This window comes from Streptomyces goshikiensis, from assembly GCF_014650555.1.
Classification (GTDB): Bacteria; Actinomycetota; Actinomycetes; order Streptomycetales; family Streptomycetaceae; genus Streptomyces; species Streptomyces goshikiensis.
On the sequence record NZ_BMVE01000022.1, the window covers coordinates 54,443 to 70,071 of the forward strand.

A 15,629-nucleotide genomic window follows, 5' to 3' on the forward strand; every position below is an offset into this window, starting at 1 on the left:
ATACGGGCGCATCATCGGGCCGTGACGGGCAACAAGGGCTCCATGACGACCGAGAACGGCGGGCCCGCGAGACGGCTCCGGCATGTGTGGCTCGTGGCGGCCCAGGCCACCTTGATGATCCTCCTGGGATTCTTCGTGACCCGGGTGGCGGACGGCCATTGGCCGCTCACCCTGGAGGACCGGCTCCCCCGGGCGTTCGCCGAGCACCGCAGCCCCCTCGGCAACGGCCTCTCCGCGGGGCTGTCCCTCATGGCCAGCACGGAGGGCATCGTCGGCGTGACGCTGGTCTGCGTCGCCGCGCTGCTGGTGCTGCCGCGCGCCCCGCGGTGGACGGAAGCCGGGTTCCTGGGCGCGTCGGTCGCCGTCCAGTCCGCCGTGTTCCTCCTCGTCACCATCTTCGTGGAGCGGCCCCGCCCCGAGGTGCCCCAACTGGACGGAGCGCCGCCCACGTCGAGTTTCCCGTCGGGGCACGTCGGCGCGTCCGTCGCCCTGTACGGAGGGCTCGCCACCCTCGTACTGAGCCGTACGCGCGGCCCCTGGCGGTACCTCACGGCCGGGGTACTGCTGCTCGTTCCGCCGGCGGTCGGACTGTCCCGGGTGTACCGGGGAATGCACCACCCCTCCGATGTGGCGGGCGGCCTGCTCAACGGGGGCGCGACGCTGCTCGTCATGGGCCTCGTGTTCCTGTACGGCCGCGACCGTGACCGCGACTCCGCGAGCGAGCGGACAGCGTACGGAGTTCCGCGCGGCGGGGCCGAAGAGGTACCCGCTCAGCCCGGCCGGCTCGCCCGCACGGACGGCCGGCCGACCGGCCGCCGGGTCGTCGTCGTACGCCACCCGCACAACTGCCCGGACGAGCTGGCGGCCCAGGTGCGCACCCGGCTGGGACGGCACGGATTCACCGACCAGCGGTGGACCTCGACCACGGTGGAACGGCCCGGTGGGGGCCTCGCCGAAGAGTGCGCCGCGGGCGACGTGGATCTCGTCGTAGCCTGCGGCGGCGACGGCACCGTGCGCGCCTGCGCCGACGTGGTGGCCGGCACCGGCATCCCGCTGGCGCTCGTACCCTGCGGCACGGGCAACCTCCTGGCCCGCAACCTGGACCTCCCGGCCGACCCGGCGACGGCACTCGAAGAGGCCCTGGACGGCGTGGACTTCGGGATCGACGTCGGCCGGGTCGAGGGCGACGGCCTCCCGCCGACCCGGTTCGCCGTCATGACGGGCGCCGGCTTCGACGCCGCCATGGTCCGCGACGCCTCCCCCGCGCTCAAGGCCCGCCTGGGCTGGGTCGCCTACACCCTGTCGGCGGCCCGGCACCTGCGGGACCCCCGGATGCGGCTGAACATCCGCCTCGACGGGGGGCGCCGGATCCGGCGCCGGGCCCGGATGGTCGTCATCGGCAACGTCGGCACGCTCCAGGGCGGCCTGGAACTGCTGCCGAGGGCGCGTCCGGACAGCGGCCGGCTGGAGATCGTACTGTTCGACCCCCGGGGAGCGGCCGGCTGGCTCGCCGCGGCCACGCACCTGGCCGCCCGCGTCGTACGCAGGCCCGCCCCGGCCCCCACCCCCGGCGATCCGGACGGGGCGAACGGGGCGAACGGGGCGAACGGGGCGGATGTCGTCGCCGGGGGCTCCCTGGAGTACTTCAGCGCCACCCGGATCGAGGTCCGCTTCGCGCGCGCCCAGGCCCGCGAGGTCGACGGCGACAGCATGAGCGAGGGCGCCTTGCTGACCGCCGGCATCGAACCGGGCGCCCTGCGGATGCGACTGCCCCGCGCTCCCGGCGCCACCGCACTCCCCCACGCCCCCGGCCACGGCTCGCAGACCCAGCACACCCCGCACACCGCGCACCACTGAACCGCTCCGGCGCCCACCGCGCCGGAGCACACACAGTCAGGATGACGAGACGATGGGAACCGCCACCCGGGTACCACAGCGACGCGACGTGCAGGGCGACGAGCTGTCGGGCGACGAGGCATGGGCCGCCCTCCGCCGCTACGGGAGCTGGAGCCTGGCCAGGGACTCCTTCATACGCTTCCGCTACGCGGACGGCTTCAGCCACTCCCGCGCCCTCGCCCTCCAGACCGTCCTGTCGATCGTGCCGCTGGCCATCGCCGCGATCGGCCTCTCCAGCGTCCTGCACACCGAGGGCGTGGGGCGCGTGGCCGAGCTCACGATCAGCCGGATCACCAGCGGCCCCAGTCAGGAGATGGTCGACGAGGCCCTGCGCGAGAGCCGCCGGCACGCCGGCGACGGCGGCCAGGCGGCCCTCTGGCTGGGCCTGTTGTTCTCCCTCGTCAACGTCACCACGAGCCTGTGCCAGGTAGAGCGCGGCGCCAACCGCATCTACGGCAACGAACGCGACCGGCCGTTCCTGCTCAAGTACTCGCGCGGCCTGGTCATGGCCGCCCTGGCGGGGCTCCCCCTGGGGCTCAGCTTCGTCCTCACGGTCCTCGGCTCCCACCTGACGCACGCGTTCGCCGAGGTCTACCACTTCACCCCGGCCACCACCCGCGCCTGGGACCTCCTGCGCTGGCCGGTCGGCGTGCTGCTGGCGGTGCTGGCCACCAGCGCGATCTTCCGCCTCTCGCCGCGCCGCGCCCAGCCCGGCTACACCTGGCTCGCCTTCGGCGCCGTCGTCTACCTGGTGCTGTGGCTCGTCGCCACCGGGGCCCTGAGCCTGTACGTCGGCGCGAGCAGCTCCTTCACCAGCGTCTACGGGCCCCTCAGCGCGATCATGTCCCTGCTGCTGTGGTCCTACCTCACGTCCCTGGCGCTGTTCCTCGGCCTGTCCTTCGCGGCGCAGCTGGAAGCCGTGCGCGCCGGGACGAAGGAGCCGGTCACCCGGGACCCGGGTGTCTGACACCACGCCACACACACCCACACTCACACCCACCCGGCCGTTTTCCCACTCCTGAAGGGAGACTGCGCCCCCATGGCACAGCGCACCGCACGAACCCGACGGCTCGACACCGTCCGAGCACTGATCTCCCGGCACTCCGGGCCCGACGCGGCGTTCGGCCGCAGACTCGTGCTGACGGTGACGGCGACGGCCGTCGTCGCGGTGCCGTTCGCCCTGGCCCTGGTGCTCGTCGAGTCCCAGTGGGCGCCGCTGCACCGCCTCGACCGGACCACCGCGGAGCGGCTGCACCGCACCGCCCTCGAACACCCGGCCTGGGTGCGCTTCCTGGACTTCCTCACCGGTGTGGTGTGGGACCCGGTGACGATGCGCCTGCTGGTGGCGGCCCTGGTGGTGTGGCTCCTGAGCCGACGGGCCTGGCGGCTGGCGACCTGGGCCGGCGTCACGGCGACGTCCAGCGCCCTGATCGGGCTCCTGGTCAAGAACGCCGTGGAGCGGGCCCGTCCGCACCTGCCGGAGCCCGTCGCCCACGCGCCCGGCTTCTCCTTCCCCTCCGGTCACGCCATGACGGCGACGACCTCCTGCGCCGTCCTCCTCCTGGTCCTGCTCCCGCTGGTGCCGCGCGCCTGGCGGGCGGTGCCCTGGGCGTTCGCGGTGACGGCGGTCCTGGGGGTGGGCTACACCCGGGTCGCCCTCGGGGTGCACTGGGTGAGCGACGTCGTGGGGGGCTGGCTGCTCGGCATCGCCGTGGTCACCGCGACCACCCTGGTCTTCGAGGCCTGGCGGGCCGACACCGGGCGCCGTCGTACGGCGGTCGGCGAGGGCCTGGAACCCGAACTCTCCTCCGCCGACGACCCCGAGGCCTCCTTGGCGGCCCGCCGCCCGTCCTGACGGTCGGCGGTGAGGGCGTGGGAGCCGCGGAGCCGATACTGATGATCGGAACATCGCGCGCGAGAGAGAGCGGCATGGGGATCGATGAAGTCGGTGCGGACACGGACGGCTTGTTCGTGGGCGCCCTGGATGAGATCCGCCGGGAGGATGACGGTCCCGTCCCCTGCCTGGTCGCCTTGCACGGGCGGCCCACCCAGCACGTCTTCGAGCGTGCGGCGTCCCTGCTGGGGCACGGGGAGCCGGCGCAGCGGGAGCTGGGGGCGCGGGTTCTGCGCGAGCTGGGTGCCCATGACGAGGAGGGCCGTCGGCCGTTCACCGCGGAGACGGTCGAGGCCGTCCTAACGGAGATCCCCAGCGAGCCGGACGCCTGGGTCCTCGGATGGCTGATCTCCGTCCTCGGCTACCACAACGCCCACGAGACCCTCGATCTGGTCCTCGGCCATCAGGCCCACGCGGCGCAGCCGGTACGTTTCGCGGTCGCCGCCGCGCTGCCCTGCCTGGCCGACCCCGAGCGCGCGCAGGACCGGGTCGTCGAGGCCCTCCTGCGGCTGGCCGAGGACGACGACGGCTCCGTGCGCTGGTACGCCCTGTACGCGCTGTTCCACGAGGCGGCCGGAGTCACCGGCGAGCGGAAGGCCGCGTGGGCCACGGACCTGGTCGGGCGGGGCGACGCGCAACGGCGCGCCCAGCTCCACCACCTCGGCACGACCTTCGGCGACGGAGCCGACGCCGGTCTGCGCGAGGCTCTCGGGCGAGAGCGGGGCGTCTGAGTTCCCGTGTCAGGGTGAGCGGTGCCAGACCAGGACGAGGTAGCCGCCGTAGAGGGCCGACAGCGCGGTCGCCGAGGCCAGGACCCATACGACCGTGGTGCGCCGTGCCCGGGCGAGCGCCGCGGCCAGGGGAAAGAGCAGCGGGAACGCCGGCAGCAGGAAGCGCGCCTTGGAGTGGAAGAAGCCTGCGCCGCCCACGGCTATCAGGACCAGCACCGCGGTGTAGATCCACACCGCGGCCGGCGGACGCTGGGTGAGGAGCACGATCAGGAGGATGACGGCGGCGGCCACCGTGAGCGCGACCACCACCTGGTTGAGGGTGGTGTCGGGCGCCGTGAACAGGCGCCGGATCTGTTCCAGGGTGTAGCGGCCTCCGTCGAAGGTGGACCCCCAGGCACGCTGCTCGATGAAGTAGCCGTCCCACCGGCCCAGCCGGTGGCCGACCCAGACGAAGAACGCGGTCCAGCCCAGCGGGGCGAGGACCACCGCGGCGCACAGCCGCGCGGTGTGCCGCCGCCCGGCGCTCCCGCCCCGGGAGCGGAAGGACGCGAGGAGCGTCCACAGGGCGGACAGGACGACCGCGGCCACCACCGCGGACCCGGACGGCCGGGTGGCTCCGGCGACCATGGCCAGCACCCCGGCCGTGAGCCAGGAGCGCGACAGGACGGCGTACAGGGACCAGGCGGCAAGGGCCACGAACAGCGGCTCGGTGTAGGCCATCGACTGCACCAGAGCGTGCGGGACGATCGCGTACAGGGCCACGGCGAAGAAGGCGACCCGCGTTCCGTGCAGCTTCTCCGCGACCGCGAAGACGCCCCACGCGGCGATCAGCGATGCCAGCAGGGCGACGGCCCACGCGGCCCAGCTGACGGGGAGTCCCGTCACCGCGGACACGCCCCTGGTGAGCCAGGGGTACACGGGGAAGAAGGCCAGCTTGCAGGTGGGGCCGCCGAGCTGACAGGCCGGCTCCATGGGGCCGGTGTAGCCGTTTTCGGCGATGCTCAGGTAGAAGAGGGAGTCCCACCGCGTCGCCAGCACCTCGTGGAGTCCGAGCCCCTTGCGGTGGGCCCAGACGGCGAGTACGCCGACACCCGCCAGCCGCAGGGCGGCGTGCAGCACGAGCGCCGCCCACGCGCGCCGCAAGGAGGCCCACGCGCCGCCCGCCGCGGCCCCGGAGGCCTTCGTGGCGGGACGGGGCGCCGCTCGCCGTCCCCTCACCGAACCGTCCGAACCGGCGCGTATCCGGGTCTGTGTCACGTGACGTCCTGTCGGGCCGTTCCGGGCGCGCCGGGCGGCCGCTATGGAACCCGGGTGCGCGTGCTGAGACCCACACGGTACGACGTGGCCCGCGGGTCCCCTGCCCGGGGGCCGGGTGGTTCCCGGACGCCGCCGGACGGGCGAGGGACGTGGTGGGAGCGGTGACCCAAGGGGCTCACGGGTCGTTCCCCCGGGGACAGGACACCACCATCGAGGGAAGCGGGCGGAACGCCGTGGACGAGCTCATCTTGGCCAAACTGCACAACCGGTTCGGCTTGTTCGATCAGGACGGCGACGGCCGGGTCACCAAGGCCGACTACGACGCGATCGCCGAACGCCTGGCGGAAGCCGCAGGTCAGGCGCCTGACTCCGCCACCGCGCGGAAGCTGCGGGCCGAGTACGACGCGGGCTGGGCACGCATGGCCGCCGAGCTCGGGCGCGGGATGGACGCGGAGCTCGACGAGGACGAGTTCGCCACCGCCTGGTACGGCGTCTCCCGCGAGACCGACTTCGGCACCGCCGTCCTGCCCGTCGTCGAAGCCGTCATGACCGCGATGGACACGGACGGCGACCAGCACCTCCAGGCCGCCGAGTTCACCCGCTGGCTCGCCGCCTACGGCGTGCCCGCCGACGCCGCCGCCACCGCCTTCACCCGTCTGGACCGTGACGGCGACGGTCGCATCAGCCATGACGAACTCGCCCAGGCGTTCCACGAGTACTTCACCGGCACCGACCCCGACCTCCCCGGCAACTGGCTCTACGGCCCCCTCCCCCGCTACACCCCGAGCCCTCCTCACACGGTGCCTCCTCACACGGCGCCTTGAGCCCGGCCGGCGCGCACGCACGGCCGCCCGTCGAGCCCGCGCCGGGAGCCCGGGCGTGGCGGGGCGGCGCGCCGCGGTCCGCTCGTGGCGGGGCGCCCCCGGTCGTACGGTGGAAGCAGCGGGAGGCGCGCCTCCGTGAGCCCTGCCGGGCGTCGTCCTTCCTCCGTGTGACATCCCGGAAAGCAGGTGCGACTCCCATGCGCACGTCAACCCGCGTCGCCGGTGTCCTCACCGGCCTGACCCTCGCGCTCGGCGGCGCGGCTCTCGCCGCCCCCGCCGCCCAGGCGGACATCCCCGCCTGCACCGGCATGGCCACCCAGGCGGGGGCGGGCGCCACCGAAGCGGTCACCGCGGCCTGCCACCGCGGCGTGAACGGCGACCTCCAGGGCTGTGTGAACGGGCTGACCGGAGCCGGGGTGCCCGGCGGCGCCGCGAACGGCGCCTGCCGCGCGGCGGCGCACGAGCCCCGATAGCCCCGCGCCGCGGGCATCACGGGTGGGCGTGGGCATCGGCGTCCCGTCCGCGCTTGCGGAGGTACGCCTCCAGCTCTGCCGCGCCGGCCAGCATCGCCCGCCCGCGGGCGGACAGCCGGCCGTGCCAGTCGCCCAGGGCGGCCTCCAGCGGCTCCAGACCGCCGGCCGTCCGCACTTGGGCGATCAGCGGGGCGATCTGCTCCAGCAGGTAACCGCCCCGCCTGAGTTGGTGGGCCATCCGGGCGTCCCGTACGTCCTTCTCGTCGTAGACGCGGTACCCGGTCCGCGGGTCTCGGCGCGGGCGCACCAGCTCGGCGCGCTCCCATGCGCGCAGCGTCGCCGGCCTGATGCCGAGCCGGTCGGCCAGCGGCCCGATGAACGTGTCGCCGGGCTCGGACGCCGTGGTGGGACCCAGGTCGCGCAGCGCGTTCTCCACGGCCCGGAGGGTGCGCCGGTCGTCGAGGAGCTGTGCGTGGCTCTCGTCGATGAGCCGGAACGCCTCCTCCACCGCGTCCTGGTTCACCGCCCGCATGATCGACGTCGCCGTCTGGTGGCCGTGGCCGGGAACCAGGGCGACGAACGCGCGCAGGGCGCTCGCGTGCACCGAGGTGTAGGTGCGGTAGCCGTGGGCGGTCCGCGCGGCGGCGGGGAGGATCCCGGCCTCCTCGTAGTTCCTGACCGCCTGTGTGGACAGACCGTGCCCGCGCGCCAGATCGACCGGCCTGAGCCGCTCACCGCTTTGAAGGTTTTGCCGCATGAGGCCGACGTTATCGGGGAAAAGTTTCCACCGAAAGTTCACCGATACCGTTGAAGGCATGGCTACTGACATCAAGGACGCCGTGCGTACCGTCGACGCTGCCGCCGTCATGGGGCTGCTCCCGGACCGGCCCCGGCTGCTGGCCCTGGGTGAGCCCACCCACGGCGAGGACGCGCTGCTCCGCTTGCGCAACGAGCTCTTCCGCCAGTTCGTCGAACAGGAGGGCTATCGGACGATCGCGATCGAGAGCGACTGCCTCATGGGCCTGGTCGTCGACGACTACGTCACCTCGGGCACGGGCACCCTCGACGAGGCCGTGGAGCGCGGCTTCAGCCACGCCTGGGGCTCCCTCCCGGCCAACCGCGAGCTCGTGCGCTGGATGCGCGCCCACAACGAGGGCCGGCCCGCATCCGAGCGGGTCCGCTTCGCCGGCTTCGACGGCCCGCTGGAGATCTCCGGCGCCGCGAGCCCCCGGCAGGCCCTCACCGCACTCCACGGCTACCTCTCGGCCGGGGTGGACGCGGACCTCCTCCCCTGCACCGCGGAAACGCTCGACCGTCTGCTCGGCGCGGACGAACGGTGGACCGATCCCGCCGCGATGACGGACCCGGCCCGGTCCGTGGGGCGGTCGGCCGAGGCCGGCCGGCTGCGGCTGCTCGCCGACGAGCTCGTGGCACTGCTCGACGCGCAGACGCCGCACCTGATCACGGCGACCGGGCGGGACGACTGGGACCGGGCGCGCCTGTACGGGCGCACCGCGACCGGTTTGCTGCGCTACCACCACGGGATGGCCGACACCTCTCCGGCCCGCATGGCGCGGCTGTGCGCGTCGCGGGACACGATGATGGCCCACAACCTGCTCGCCGTCGCCGCGCGCGGCCCGGCCCTCGTCCATGCCCACAACTCCCATCTGCAACGGGAGAAGAGCACGATGCAGATGTGGCAGGGGCCGGTGGAGTGGTGGAGCGCCGGCGCCCTGGTCAGCGCCCAACTCGGCGCGGAGTACGCCTTCGTGGCGACAGCCCTTGGCACGATCCGGCACCAGGGGGTGGACACACCGGCGCCGGACACCGTCGAAGGAGCCCTGTACGCGCTCCCGGAGGACCGCTGCGTCATCGACGCCCCCCGGCTGGCCACCGCACTCGGCGGCACACCGCTCGGGCGCCGCGTGTCCCCCTGGTTCGGCTACGCGCCGTTCGACCCGGCCCATCTGGAGAACAGCGACGGCCTCGTGTTCGTCAAGGACGTGCCGCAGAGCTAGGAGGGCCCCTCTTTCGGATCGTGCCGGGCCGGACAGGAGTGGACAGTAGTCCGCTCCTGTCCGGACTGGATTGTGGACACCGGTGTGCATGATCCTTTGCGTTACGGAGGACCGCGGGTCGCTCGGGCTTCACGGGCCTCCCCACAGAAAGAGTTGGCATGCACCTTGCAATATCGGCGACCCCACCGGTCGTCGCCGCGAAGAGAGCGAGACGCGCGCACCGCGGTCCGCGCGGAGGGCTCGCCGGCGCCGCCGGCGGCGCCGCTCTCGCCGTCCTGCTGTTGCTGGGCCTCGTCGTCCTCCCTGCCCCGCCCGCGGCTGCGGCCGCCGCCGACCCGCCGCGCGCCCTCCCGCAGAACGCCACCGCGGCGGACCTGAAGTGGCAGCCGGCCCTCGACTACGACACCGACGGCTGCTACAACGTCCCGGCCATCGGGCCCGACGGCCGGATCTCCGAAGGCCTCGGCCACAACAACACCACCGGTGAACGCGACTGCCGCGACCGGTCGGACCTGGACAACACCAACGCCTACTCCCGCCAGCGCTGCAACTCCGGCTGGTGCGTCTACCTCTACGACTACTACTTCGAGAAGGACGTCGCCGTACAGAACGTCGCCGACGCCGGCGGGCACGTCCACGACTGGGAGCACATCGCGGTCTGGGTCCGCAACGACAAGGCCGAGTACGTGGGCGCCTCGGCGCACGGCGGGTACAAGGTCATGGCCGCCGACAAGGTCCACTGGGAGGGGAACCACCCGAAGATCGTCTATCACAAGGACGGCGGGGCCACCCACGCGTTCCGGTTCGCGACGGCGGGCGACGAACCGCCCGAGAACCACTACGGCCAGTGGCGGCGCTCGACCCTGGTGTCCTACAACGGCTTTCCGGGCGGACTGCGCGACGACCTGTTCGAGTACGACTTCGGCAAGGCCACCATCGGCATCATGGACTCGCAGTTCGCGGCGAACATCAAGGGCTCGATCTCGACGCCGCAGAGCGAGTGCACGACGACCGTCGAAGGCACCGTCATCTGCACCGAAGTACCGGTCCCGCTGATCTCGTTCGACTTCGACCGCGACGAGGGCTCCCCCGGGTTCCCGCCCGAGCCGGACGAACCGGGCGGGGAACCGGGCGGCACCCCGGGCCCGACCGGCGCGCACCTGCGGGTGATGCCCCTCGGGGACTCGATCACATACGGGGTGGGCAGCTCGACCAAGTCGAGTTACCGGGCCGACCTGTGGAAGTCCCTCAAGGCGCACACCGATGACGTGGCCTTCGTCGGCTCGCAACAGTCGGGGAGCCTGCCCGACGACGACCACGAGGGCTACCCGGGACGGCGCATCGACCAGGTGGCGTCCATCGCCCACTGCACGGTCGCCCGGACGAAGCCGAACGTGGTGACCCTGCACATCGGCACCAACGACATGAACCAGAGCCACGACCTCGCGGGAGCGCCCAAGCGGATGGGCGCTCTGATCGACCAGGTGCTCGCGGACTCACCCGGCGCGACGGTGCTGGTCGCCACTTTGATCCCGTCGGTCAAGGCGGGCATGCAGCCGAAGATCGACGCGTTCAACGCGGCGCTGCCGGGCGTGGTGGCCCAGCGGGCCGGGCAGGGCAAGCACGTCCTGCTCGTCGGCATGGGCGCGGTCACCCCGTCCGACCTGGCCGAGACCTCCCACCCGAACGACACGGGCTACCGGAAGATGGCCAAGGCCTTCTTCACCGGGATCACCACCGCCCACCAGCGCGGATGGATCCGCACCCCGGACGGCGCCGAGGGCGACCCGAAGACCTGCGGCGTGGACTCCGCCGCCGATCTGGGCAAGGGCTGGAAGCCGATGGGGGTCATCGCCCCCGGGATGGGCGGTCCGGCGGGCCGGATCGACCTGGTGCAGCTCAACGGTGACCACCGGGCCGACTACGTGAAGATCTTCCCGGACGGTTCGGTGCGGGCCGCGCTGAACACCCTGGGGGCGGACGGCCGGATCCACTGGGTGGACCAGGGCATCATCGCCCCCGGCGTGGGCCAGCCCGGGGACTCCGTGCGCTTCGCCGACATGAACGGCGACGGCCTGGACGACTACCTCGTCCTGGGCGCCAAGGGCTCCCTGTGGTCGTTCCTCAACAGGCCGGGCAGCGACGGGAAGATCCACTGGGAGGCGCAGGGCCGGGTGTTCCCGTACTACCACGGCACGAAGAAGCCGGGTGACGAGAGCGGTATCAGTCTCGGCTGGACCCGCGAGGACGTGCGCCTGGAAGACGTCAACGGCGACGGCCTGGACGACTATCTGGTCGTGGGCCCCGCGGGATCGATGGACGCCCACGTCCACGTGCCGAACACCATGACCTGGACCAAGATCGACACCTTCGCCACCGGCACCAAGGCCGGGCCCCGCGCCCGCATGCGGCTGGGCGACGTCAACGGCGACCGGAAGGCCGACTACCTGGTCGTCGGCAGGACCGGAGCCGTGCACGCCTACGTCAACCACATGACGGGCATGTCCGACGGCAACTGGACCGAGCACAAGTACTTCGCGAAGGAGTCCTTCTACCCGGACACCGCCGTGGCCTTCCGAGACGTCACCGGCGACAACCGGGCCGACTACCTCGTCATCCAGGGCGACCGCGTCCAGGCATGGGAGAACCAGGGAGGCGACAACCTCACCCCCTGACCCGGGGCGGCCGGACCCGCAGCGCTCATCCCTGCCAGGCGCGCTTCACCCGGTCCGCCTCCACCTCGAAGTTGAGGCGTCCGGGGCGGAACTCCATGGTCACCATCGCGCCCGGCGGGACCGAGCGCAGGATCCGCCAGCCCCGGGAGCGCGCTTGGCGCTCGGCCTCACCTGTTTCGAGACCGACGTAGCGTTCCGGTTCGTCGGCGGGGCCGGGGGGCGAGGTAGCAGTCATGGCTCTCGTCTGCCCCGGCTCCGTCGTCCCGACGCCCCACAGGCGGCAGCGGTTCTCGGCGGCGGGCACGCGGCGGTTCCCGTCAGGCGCCTTCCGGCTCGCCCTCTGACCGGGCGGCGCGATACCGGTCGAGGGCGAGACGCGCTTTGCGTTCGGCGAGGATCGGGAGGAACGTCTTCAGCTTCGCGCCCCTCAACTCCCGGCTGACTTCATCGACCGTGGCTTCGACGATGCGGGCATCGACATCGGGATACGCGGCTGCGAGGCGGTCGGCGAGGTGTTGGAGGGTGCCGTCCTCGTCGTGGAATCGCTGCGTCATGTCTCCTGAATTCTGTAGCCATGCCAGTTCAGTCTGACTGCCCACATTCGTGAGGAAACAATGCAACCGGAAGGAGATCATCAGCCAGATGCGGCGGCGGCCGCCGGGCCGCGCCGGGCTACCGGCGGCCCCGGCTGCGGCGCACCAGGAGGACGACGACCAGGGCGGCGCCGGCCGCCACGAGGAGCGGCGTGCGGTTGGCGCGGGCGGCCGTCGCGGCCCGGCCGGCCTGGTCGAACAGCGGGTCGGGGTCGGCCGTCTTGTCCTTGACCAGGTGCGCGGCCCGTTCGGTCTTCGTACGGATCCGGTCGGACACCAGGGTGGCCTTCTCGGCGGCCTGTCCCTTCACGGCGGCCGCCTTCTGCTTCGCCCTGGCCTTGATGTCGGTCTTGGCCGCCAGCGCCTCGACGGTCTTCCCGAGTTCGTCGCGGGTGCGCTCGATCTGCGCGCGCAGTTCTTCGGGCGCGGGGCTCTCGGAGGCGGGGGCGGGGGTCCCGATGTTGGTGCGTGCTTCGTCGTTCATTGGTGTGCCTTCTCCTTGATCTCGGCCACGTCGGCCTTGACGCTGTCGATGGTCTGCTGCGGGGCCGGTGTGCCTGCCTTGTCGATCTGCTTCTTGCCGGCCAGGGCCACCCCGGCGGCGATCGCCGCCAGCGCCGCCATGGTGATGAGGGCTGCCGCCCACACCGGCAGTACCAGCGCGAGGGCGGCGATACAGGCCGCCACCAACGCCTGGGCCGCCAGGATGCCGAGCAGCCCCGCGGCGCCGAACAGGCCGCCGCCCCTCCCGAAGCGCTTGCCCTTCTGGGTCATTTCCGCGCGGGCCAGCTGCATTTCCTCCCGGACCAGCTCCGAGATCTGCTGCGAGGCTCGCGAGACCAGCACGCTCACCGGTTCCTCGGTGTGGCGGGCCGGCCGCTCCATCGTGGTCATGACGAGGTCACCTTGCCTTCCTCGGTCCATCAGAGGCGCCGACCTGCGGGTCGGCCGCCTTCCTCGCGGGTTCCCCGGGTTCGCCGTGTTCACGCGCGGTCACCGCTCCGCGCTCCGCCGCTTCCTCGTCGCTCCACGCGCGGGTGTCCCGGGGCTGGACGTAGGGCTCCTCGCCTTCCGGCAGGCCGCCGGCGATCGCGCGCTGGCGGACCAGTTCCGCGTCGAACTCCAGCCCGAGGAGGATCGCCAGGTTGGTGATCCACAGCCAGACGAGGAAGACGATCACACCGGCGAGGGTGCCGTACGTCTTGTTGTAGGAGCCGAAGTTCGCGACGTAGAACGCGAAACCGGCCGAGGCCGCCATCCAGATCGCCAGCGCCAGGAAGCTGCCGGGGCTCACCCACTTGAATCCGCGGCCCTTGGCGTTCGGCGCGGCCCAGTAGAGCAGCGCGATCATGATGGTGACGAGGATGACCAGGACGGGCCATTTCACGATCGACCACACCGTCAGGGCGGTGTCTCCGATCCCCAGGGAGCTGCCGACCTGCCGGGCCAGGTTGCCGGAGAAGACCACGATGAGCGCGCTGGCGCAGGCCAGCACCATCAGCGTGACGGTCAGGGCCATGCGCAGCGACAGGACCTTCCACACCGGCCGGCCCTCCGGCATGTCGTAGACGGCGTTCGAGGCCCGGATGAACGCGGCGATGTAGCCCGACGCCGACCACACGGCGACGACCAGTCCGACGATCGCCAGCAGGGATCCGACCCCGGAATGGCCCTGGATCTGCTGCACCGCATCGGTGACCACGTCGCGGGCGGACCCGGGTGCCAGCTTCTGCACGTTGTCCAGGACCTCCTTCGTGGCGGACTCGCCCGCGAGGCCGATCAGGGACACCAGCACCAGGAGGGCCGGGAAGAGCGCGAGCACCCCGTAGTAGGTGAGCGCCGCGGCCCGGTCGGCGAGCTCGTCGTCCTTGAACTCCTTGAGCGTGCCGCGCAGCACGGCCTTCCACGACCGCCCGGGAAGGTCCGAGAGCCGGTCCGGCGCCCGCTCCTCCACCTCGGGGCCGGGGCCGGCCCCGCTCGCGCGGCCGGTTCGCGAGCCGTCGTGATCGTCGCCGGGTGCCGGCTTCGGTTCGTGTGTCATGTCCTGCGGCTGTCCATCTCAGCGCGACTCATGTCACGACGGGCCGGTGAATCGCGGGCCCGGGTGGTGGCCGGGGCCGGTGGGCGGACCTCCCAGGGGTGTGGGTGAGAGGTCCGCCGGTTCCTCGCCCGCTTCGAGGAGGGTGTCGGCGGCACCGACGATCAGCGGGTCGGGCCGGCCGACGGCCGTCTCGTCCTTGCTGGCGTAGTCCAGGCGGCACAGCAGGCTGCGCATCGCCTCCAGCCTCCCGCGCCGCTTGTCGTTGCTCTTGACCACCGTCCACGGTGCGTGGTCGGTGTCGGTGGCGCGGAACATCTCTACCTTGGCGGTGGTGTAGGCGTCCCACAGGTCCAGGGAGGCGACGTCGGTGGGTGAGAGCTTCCACTGGCGTACGGGGTCGACCTGGCGGATCGCGAAGCGGGTGCGCTGTTCGGCGCGGGAGACCGAGAACCAGAACTTGATCAGCAGGACGCCGTCCTCGACGAGCATCGCTTCGAAGGCCGGACACTGGCGCAGGAATCGCTGGTACTCCTCCTCCGTGCAGAACCCCATGACCTTCTCCACGCCGGCGCGGTTGTACCAGGAGCGGTCGAAGAAGACGATCTCGCCGCGACCGGGCAGGTGGGCAACGTAGCGCTGGAAGTACCACTGGCCGGCTTCCCGCTCGCTCGGCTTGTCCAGGGCCACGATGTGGGCGTTCCGCGGGTTGAGCCGCTCGGTGAATCGCTGGATGGTGCCGCCTTTGCCGGCCGCGTCCCGGCCCTCGCAGATCACCACCACGCGGGCGCCGGTGTCCTTGACCCAGCGCTGGAGCTTCAGCAGCTCGATCTGCAGGATGCGCTTCGTCCGCTCGTACTCCACCCGCCGGACCTTCCGGTCGTACGGGTAGTTCTCCCGCCAGGTCCGTATCGGCGCTCCGGACGCGTCGAGCAGTACCGGCTGCTCCGGCCGGGTCGCGTCCACGCTCAGACCCGCGAGCAGCACCTCTTCGGGCTGCGATCCGCTCTCTTCCTGGTACTGGTTCATACCCTGCGTGTACCCCACACACAGCGGTGATGCCCCGGACGGTACGCGCGCCGCCGGGCGGGACGAGGACGGTAAGGGGACGGTACGGGGACGGAAACGCAAAGGGCCCCGTCCAGCCGGGGGGGGGATGGCTGAACGGGGCGGGCCCTGACCGGCCGGGGGGGGTGACAGGTCAGGGCGTATGAGGGGGCTGGACGCAGT

The 15,629-nt window shown here is 72.3% G+C and carries 16 protein-coding genes; 8 read left to right on the plus strand and 8 right to left on the minus strand.

The annotated features are described in order from the left end of the window. The first annotated feature begins 21 nt into the window (after positions 1-21). The 4 genes from IE248_RS35715 to IE248_RS35730 all read left to right on the plus strand — a co-directional run bounded on the left by IE248_RS35715 (position 22) and on the right by IE248_RS35730 (position 4,521). Complete coding sequence (locus tag IE248_RS35715; RefSeq protein ID WP_229895771.1) at positions 22-1,857, plus strand: bifunctional phosphatase PAP2/diacylglycerol kinase family protein; 1,836 nt, start codon at positions 22-24, stop codon at positions 1,855-1,857. 52 nt (positions 1,858-1,909) lie between these two features. Then, positions 1,910-2,863, plus strand: a complete 954-nt coding sequence (locus tag IE248_RS35720) for a YihY/virulence factor BrkB family protein (protein WP_073796402.1) — start codon at positions 1,910-1,912, stop codon at positions 2,861-2,863. Positions 2,864-2,935: 72 nt separating this feature from the next. Further along, a complete protein-coding gene (locus tag IE248_RS35725; RefSeq protein ID WP_229895772.1) occupies positions 2,936-3,751 on the plus strand; it encodes a phosphatase PAP2 family protein in 816 nt (271 codons plus the stop codon). 74 nt (positions 3,752-3,825) lie between these two features. Continuing rightward, positions 3,826-4,521: a hypothetical protein gene (locus IE248_RS35730; RefSeq protein WP_190032957.1), complete on the plus strand. Its 696-nt coding sequence runs from the start codon at positions 3,826-3,828 to the stop codon at positions 4,519-4,521. Between the two features lie 9 nt (positions 4,522-4,530). Here the strand turns inward: IE248_RS35730 and IE248_RS35735 are convergent, their stop codons facing one another. After that, positions 4,531-5,778: a glycosyltransferase family 39 protein gene (locus tag IE248_RS35735; protein ID WP_229895773.1), complete on the minus strand. Its 1,248-nt coding sequence runs from the start codon at positions 5,776-5,778 to the stop codon at positions 4,531-4,533. Between the two features lie 161 nt (positions 5,779-5,939). Between IE248_RS35735 and IE248_RS35740 the strand changes: the two genes are divergently transcribed. Further along, entirely contained in the window at positions 5,940-6,602 is a 663-nt protein-coding gene (locus IE248_RS35740; protein WP_190032958.1) for an EF-hand domain-containing protein, read from the plus strand. A gap of 197 nt (positions 6,603-6,799) precedes the next feature. After that, positions 6,800-7,075, plus strand: coding sequence for a hypothetical protein (locus tag IE248_RS35745; RefSeq protein ID WP_037790685.1), 276 nt, complete (start codon positions 6,800-6,802; stop codon positions 7,073-7,075). 16 nt (positions 7,076-7,091) lie between these two features. Here the strand turns inward: IE248_RS35745 and IE248_RS35750 are convergent, their stop codons facing one another. Beyond that, positions 7,092-7,832, minus strand: coding sequence for a TioE family transcriptional regulator (locus IE248_RS35750; RefSeq protein WP_190032959.1), 741 nt, complete (start codon positions 7,830-7,832; stop codon positions 7,092-7,094). A gap of 58 nt (positions 7,833-7,890) precedes the next feature. Here IE248_RS35750 and IE248_RS35755 point away from each other — a divergent pair, with 58 nt between their 5' ends. Beyond that, complete coding sequence (locus tag IE248_RS35755) at positions 7,891-9,093, plus strand: erythromycin esterase family protein (RefSeq protein WP_190032960.1); 1,203 nt, start codon at positions 7,891-7,893, stop codon at positions 9,091-9,093. A 158-nt stretch (positions 9,094-9,251) separates the two neighbouring features. Then, positions 9,252-11,768, plus strand: a complete 2,517-nt coding sequence (locus IE248_RS35760; RefSeq protein ID WP_190032961.1) for an NPP1 family protein — start codon at positions 9,252-9,254, stop codon at positions 11,766-11,768. Between the two features lie 25 nt (positions 11,769-11,793). On the opposite strand, the gene IE248_RS35765 is transcribed toward IE248_RS35760, so the two are convergent. The 6 genes from IE248_RS35765 to ppk2 all read right to left on the minus strand — a co-directional run bounded on the left by IE248_RS35765 (position 11,794) and on the right by ppk2 (position 15,428). After that, positions 11,794-12,003, minus strand: a complete 210-nt coding sequence (locus IE248_RS35765; RefSeq protein ID WP_008737032.1) for an I78 family peptidase inhibitor — start codon at positions 12,001-12,003, stop codon at positions 11,794-11,796. 82 nt (positions 12,004-12,085) lie between these two features. Continuing rightward, positions 12,086-12,322, minus strand: coding sequence for a three-helix bundle dimerization domain-containing protein (locus IE248_RS35770; RefSeq protein ID WP_037790688.1), 237 nt, complete (start codon positions 12,320-12,322; stop codon positions 12,086-12,088). A gap of 118 nt (positions 12,323-12,440) precedes the next feature. After that, complete coding sequence (locus IE248_RS35775; protein ID WP_073796408.1) at positions 12,441-12,845, minus strand: DUF3618 domain-containing protein; 405 nt, start codon at positions 12,843-12,845, stop codon at positions 12,441-12,443. Further along, positions 12,842-13,255 (minus strand): phage holin family protein, encoded by a 414-nt coding sequence (locus tag IE248_RS35780; protein WP_073796409.1) that lies wholly within the window; start codon positions 13,253-13,255, stop codon positions 12,842-12,844. Before IE248_RS35780 ends, IE248_RS35775 begins: the two co-directional genes overlap by 4 nt. A gap of 7 nt (positions 13,256-13,262) precedes the next feature. Then, positions 13,263-14,402 (minus strand): YihY/virulence factor BrkB family protein, encoded by a 1,140-nt coding sequence (locus tag IE248_RS35785; protein WP_073796410.1) that lies wholly within the window; start codon positions 14,400-14,402, stop codon positions 13,263-13,265. A 33-nt stretch (positions 14,403-14,435) separates the two neighbouring features. Next, the gene (gene ppk2 / locus IE248_RS35790; RefSeq protein ID WP_190032962.1) at positions 14,436-15,428 is read right to left on the minus strand and encodes a polyphosphate kinase 2; all 993 of its coding nucleotides are present in this window, start codon (positions 15,426-15,428) and stop codon (positions 14,436-14,438) included. Positions 15,429-15,629: the final 201 nt, after the last annotated feature.

Coding starts and splice junctions, on each gene's coding strand:
- IE248_RS35720 (WP_073796402.1), top strand. CDS start 1,910: ATGGGAACCGCCACCCGGGTACCACAGCGACGCGACGTGCAGGGCGAC.
- IE248_RS35725 (WP_229895772.1), top strand. CDS start 2,936: ATGGCACAGCGCACCGCACGAACCCGACGGCTCGACACCGTCCGAGCA.
- IE248_RS35730 (WP_190032957.1), top strand. CDS start 3,826: ATGGGGATCGATGAAGTCGGTGCGGACACGGACGGCTTGTTCGTGGGC.
- IE248_RS35745 (WP_037790685.1), top strand. CDS start 6,800: ATGCGCACGTCAACCCGCGTCGCCGGTGTCCTCACCGGCCTGACCCTC.
- IE248_RS35750 (WP_190032959.1), bottom strand. CDS start 7,832: ATGCGGCAAAACCTTCAAAGCGGTGAGCGGCTCAGGCCGGTCGATCTG.
- IE248_RS35755 (WP_190032960.1), top strand. CDS start 7,891: ATGGCTACTGACATCAAGGACGCCGTGCGTACCGTCGACGCTGCCGCC.
- IE248_RS35760 (WP_190032961.1), top strand. CDS start 9,252: ATGCACCTTGCAATATCGGCGACCCCACCGGTCGTCGCCGCGAAGAGA.
- IE248_RS35765 (WP_008737032.1), bottom strand. CDS start 12,003: ATGACTGCTACCTCGCCCCCCGGCCCCGCCGACGAACCGGAACGCTAC.
- IE248_RS35770 (WP_037790688.1), bottom strand. CDS start 12,322: ATGACGCAGCGATTCCACGACGAGGACGGCACCCTCCAACACCTCGCC.
- IE248_RS35775 (WP_073796408.1), bottom strand. CDS start 12,845: ATGAACGACGAAGCACGCACCAACATCGGGACCCCCGCCCCCGCCTCC.
- IE248_RS35780 (WP_073796409.1), bottom strand. CDS start 13,255: ATGACCACGATGGAGCGGCCGGCCCGCCACACCGAGGAACCGGTGAGC.
- IE248_RS35785 (WP_073796410.1), bottom strand. CDS start 14,402: ATGACACACGAACCGAAGCCGGCACCCGGCGACGATCACGACGGCTCG.
- ppk2 (WP_190032962.1), bottom strand. CDS start 15,428: ATGAACCAGTACCAGGAAGAGAGCGGATCGCAGCCCGAAGAGGTGCTG.